Source organism: Methanoregula sp., assembly GCF_041663825.1.
GTDB lineage: Archaea > Halobacteriota > Methanomicrobia > Methanomicrobiales > Methanospirillaceae > Methanoregula.
In genome coordinates this window covers 1-5,005 of record NZ_JBAYLY010000060.1, presented here as the reverse complement: position 1 = coordinate 5,005, position 5,005 = coordinate 1, and the positions used below count along the sequence as shown (strand labels likewise).

Annotated in this window: 4 protein-coding genes; all 4 read right to left on the bottom strand. The window is 54.3% G+C overall.

The features are described from left to right. Positions 1–6: 6 nt before the first annotated feature. Positions 7–186, bottom strand: a complete 180-nt coding sequence (locus WCX19_RS14895; RefSeq protein WP_373009509.1) for a hypothetical protein — start codon at positions 184–186, stop codon at positions 7–9. An 8-nt stretch (positions 187–194) separates the two neighbouring features. Further along, entirely contained in the window at positions 195–2,009 is a 1,815-nt protein-coding gene (locus WCX19_RS14890; RefSeq protein WP_373009507.1) for a phage tail spike protein, read from the bottom strand. Between the two features lie 91 nt (positions 2,010–2,100). Beyond that, positions 2,101–4,557, bottom strand: coding sequence for a phage tail tape measure protein (locus WCX19_RS14885; protein ID WP_373009505.1), 2,457 nt, complete (start codon positions 4,555–4,557; stop codon positions 2,101–2,103). Next, complete coding sequence (locus WCX19_RS14880) at positions 4,558–4,914, bottom strand: hypothetical protein (protein ID WP_373009503.1); 357 nt, start codon at positions 4,912–4,914, stop codon at positions 4,558–4,560. Between the last annotated feature and the right edge of the window lie 91 nt (positions 4,915–5,005).

Sequence of the window (5,005 nt, the reverse complement as noted above, 5' to 3'; positions counted from 1 at the left end):
GTGGGATCATGGGCTGTCAAGCTCCATAACATCTGATTTATTTTCCTCTTTTTCGGGTTTCTCCGCGTTAAAAGCCACAATTACAAGGGCCTTTGCCGCTTCATCAAGGGGCAAATTGCCATTAACGGTGTAGTTCAGGATTCCGTTTGTGTCGGTTTCTTTAATAATCGTCAGGATTTCAATCATAGTTTTCCTCATGGGAGAATTGTCCTTATTGTACCGTTTGCAGATTTCCAAAGCAGATTTGTGCCGTTGTTGGTGTACAACGTTCGAATGTTCGCATCTCCGTCCGTAGTATTTCGAGAGAGTTCCAGCACTTTACCTAAAAAACACTGATCTGCCCCCACAGTGCCCCCACAAGAAATTGAATCATTACAAGAAATCGTGTTAAACCAACAACTCCCACTCCCATCTAACTCCCATCCTGCCGAACCCAAAACAAAATTACTACTCTTCATTGAACCGGATACTGTTAATATTTCTCCGGAGGATATCGTCGCGGTTGCAATCGTCCCCCGCACCGTCACATTGTTAAATTCAGCATCCCCATTGGCCTTAATCTGCCACCCGGCACTTCCTGCCGAATAATTTCCGCTCTTGATGATCGCGTCCCCTCCGGTGGTTCCAAGCGTGATCGTCTTGGCATTGAGCGTTGAGGTCTTGATTGCATCGGCGTCAAGCGTGTTCGTGGTAATCTTCCCGCCGCTGATGGTGGTTGCCCCGGCGTTCACATCCGCCGCCGCACCCCCCACTAAAACAGGGGTGACGGTGAGTTTTGCAACGGAGATAGTATTCGCCGTGATATTCCCGCCATCGATAGTTGTTTGCCCCGCAGTCCGCCATCCGTCGACCGTGAACGTGCCCAGTACCGTGACCTGCCCGGCCCCGATTTGGACGGCGATGTTGTTGACCACCGATGAGGTATCCGCCGATGCCGCGATGCTGTCAGCAAGGGATTTTGTAGCATTTGCCAGTTCGACCGTGATGCTGTGCGGGGTTGATAGGTCCGTCGTGACCGAAACGATCTTGACATTGACGTTCAACCCAAGGCCGGTAAGTGGGTCGATAAGATCGGAATTGACGACCCGGACGATCTGCCCGACTTCCAGGTCTTCGAGGTCAAACGTGAAATCGGGGTGAACAGCAAGGTTGGCGACGTCCACCTGATAAGAAAATATCGGGTCCTTGTACTCCGCCAACACCTTTTGCGCCCACAACAGGAGGGTGGTGGGATGGATGATCCGTTTATCCGTGATGCGCTTGATCTGAATGCCATACGCCGCCTGACTCGTGGCATCCTCAATGTACTCGTGCGCCTCCCCGGCATCGATAAGCGTAAGCTGCGCCTCGGTTTCCCCGTATCCGTAGGCGTACAGGCGGTTGGTAAGCGATGTGTAATCCCGTTTCCGGGTCACTCCGATCATATTTTTCTGGTATCGGATCTCCCTCGTGGGCGTGGTCGTGGACAGATCGGTATACCAGTTTAGCGCGCGGGAATCGTCGACTTCGATCCGTCCCCCGAGATACGAGACCGCTTCGAGGAGAGCCTTCAGGATGTTGGTGTTTTCCACGGCGATGGCAAAGGATGTCGTGGGCTGGATAGTGCCAACCGTGATCGGGGTCGTGGTGTTGGTCTGGAGCGCGAGCAGGGCGGTAACGATCTGAGTGGGCGTTTTCGGCGTCGATGTGGTGTCGTAGGAGATATTATCTTCCCCGACAAGCTGGGAGATCACCCCGGAATAATTACATTCAATGGTGCTGCCGGAAGATGACCATTTGTCCGTCGAATCGTCGAGGATGTAGATCCCCTCAAACCGGTCCTTGATCGTGTTGTAGATCTTGACCTCGTATGCTTTTGTCAGGTAGGCGGCCTTTGCATCGTCGGCCGGCAGAGAAAACGAGAGTGTTGGGGCGGAATTGGCTTTTTCCGTGCGCTCGACGTTAAATGCATTTTCGAGATATGCCGCCTTTGCCCCGCCGGCTACAAACGCCCAAACCTGGTATGCCATTTTCACGCCCCCAAGTGTTCCCGGATCCAGATCAGCGCTGCGGCGATCACGAGTGCCAGCCCCACGGCGACCATGATCATGCGGGATTCGCTCATGGTGAGATCCCCCGGGCCCGGTTCTCACGGGAGATCTGCGCCAGCAATTCCCGTGAGATCAGTTTAATGTCGTTGTCGTTCCGGACGTTGAAGGTGTTGCCGGTAATGACAATGCGCTCGCCGGCATTACCGAGGGGCGTTACGGTTGCGCCAGTCGGAAGCGTCAGGATTTCCGGCCCGGCGTCCCCCACCATAACTTGTCCGGCGCTTGTGATATTACCACCTTCGGCTAGGCGGGGGATGGAGGATATTCCGAATCCACTTCCAGCAAGGCCCCCCAACGACGAGACGGCGTTAAAGCCGTAGATAATCGCATTGAGCCCATCAATTACCGTGTTGATCGGCCACTTGATTGCATCGGCAATGCCCGATACAATCCTGCCGATTGCCTCTGCTGCCCATTCAAACGGCTTGATCATATTGGTGCCGATCTGGTCAAAGTTGCCCGACACAAGCGCAATGATGCCCGCCCCGAGCGATGCCAAAGGCGAGGCAATTATCAAGAGAACATCCTGTGCCCATTGAGGAGCAATATCCCCGAACATCGCACCAAGATTACTGATAATATCCAGGGCCCCCGTTTTCATCAGCACCCAAACCCCGGCAAGACCAAGGGCAATGCCTGCGGCAATCCCGGCGAACAGTGAGCCGGATAAGACCGCCCCGGCTTTTGTGAGGATGGGGGTGAGCCACGCCCACGCCAGCCCGAACGATTTTACAAGGTCCGGGAGTTGCGCCAGTGCCACAACAAGCGGCCCGCCAATGGCAAGAGCACCCGACACATCAGATATCGGCCCGGCTGCTGTGCCGGCTTGGAGGGTAAGCTTTTCCATTGCGGATGCGAGCCGGTCCGTTGCCGAGATCGCTTTCTCATTGGCGTCAGCGTAGGCTTTTGCAGCGCCTGCGGATTTTGTCAGGATATCCTGCTGTGCTGCCGCGTAATCTGCATCCGATATACCGAGCGACGTTACAACATCCGTCTTTCCGGGTGCCGGCTTCGCAGCCTCTTCCCTTAATTTTTGTAGTTCTGCTGTCTGCTCTGCGATCTGAGCATTGGTATCCTCAAACCGGTCTGCATACGATTCCTGTACCTTTGCGACGGCTTCAGCAGTATCCAGAGTTGTTGCCAGTTCCTTGTTGTAATCTTCAGCGGCTTCAGTGGCCGATTCTTGGAGGTCTTCGCGCCGTTCCGCATACTGCTTTTCGACAGCGGCAACCTCTTTTGTAGTATCCTGGATTTCTGCCAACCGCTCGTTATACTCTTCGGTACTTTCAGCGGCATCGTATGCCAGATCGGCCCTTCGCTCAGCGTATCGCTCTTCGAGATCGGCGACCTTCTTCGCATTACCGGTCCAATCCAACGGGTTAAGCCGGGCCTCATATTCGAGATCCGCTTTCTCCTTTGCGTAATCCGCTTCGAGATCTGCAAGGGCTTTGGCTTCCCGCTTCTGTTCTTTTGCCCGGTCCTTATCCAGCGCCGCTACATCTTCGGTGGTGTCCTTCGCCTCATTGAGGGCATCCTGATAATCTTTTTCGAGATCAATCAGATCCTTTTTGGCATCGGCAACCTTTTCATTGTAGGCAAGTTCAATACGGGCAACCTCTTTTGAGGTATCAGCGGCATCTTCAAGTGCTCGTTTGTAATCGCGTTCGAGGCGTTCCAGTGTTTTCTTTGACGATGCAAGGGACTTTTCCGCCGATACGACATTCTTCGCTGCATCTTCTGATTTCGTCAGCGCCGAATTGTAATCTGATATGGCAGTACGGAGTTTTCGTACTGCCACGGATGCTGGGATCCCCGCGTTGGTCATCGCCAATAATAAGGCTTCAGTATCTTCGAGCGAGAATCCAAGGCCATTGAGGGTTGTTCCGAGGGATCCGAGGACTGACGCAAGCTCGCCGTAATCAATCAGGCTGTTGTTGACGAGGTACGCGATGGCATCCATGTGATCGCCGACCTCAGTCAGCGGGATATCGTAGGCATACATCGCCGGGATCATCGAATCCGCAACTTCCGCCGCCGATGCCCCTACCGCATCACCGAGAGTATCGAAGTCTTTAGCGAGGGATTGGATCGTTGCGGTGCCGGTAACGCCGGCCCTACCCAATAGGCTGAAGGTGGATACCACATCATCAAGCCGGAATCCCGCGTCAGACGTACTCAGCGCGAGATCCCGCATCTCTTCAGTAGTTGACCCAATAGTGAGAGCGGTTACACCCAGCCGGGCGTTCATTTCAGCGGCATACTTTGTGGTGGTGGCTATCGTCAGCGCCGCGCCTTCCATAGCAATCCCTATGGCGAGGCTGTATTGCTTGATGACCTGCTGGCCCCGGGCAAACGTCTTTTCGATCTTTGAAAGTTCGATATCCGCTTGTCCGAGTCCTTTGACCAGCCCGTCAATATCCGCCGTAATCGGGAAGGATAATCCCTTAGCAAACGCTTCAAGCCCCATCTACTTCTTACCTCCTTTCGTCGTTGTGCGCCACGCTGCCGCCATGACGTTATAGATCTTCTGTGCCGCCCCGAGCCGGTCCTGTTGTGGTTGTGCTGCCTGAGATGAGCCGGATCCCAATGAGGGGAAGAAGTCATACGCTTTGTACGGTGTTGCCCGCCGCTTTTTATCGCGGTTGACATTGGCAATTACCGCCGCAATCGTGCCGGCCCTGAAGTTTTCCATTTTATCCTGCTCCTCTTTCCACTTGATCCGCTCCCTGATATACGGGATAAACTCTGCCGGGGTAGAGTCCCAGAACTCTGCCGGGGTTAATCCACCTATGCCGTATGCGAGCCGCTGGTGCTCGACGAGCATTTCTTCGATGGTTTGGTATCCCCTTTCGCCGTGGGAAGTACTGCCTGTTCCGGGTTTCCCGTATCAATCCCCCGCGTTAAGGACTCAAGCC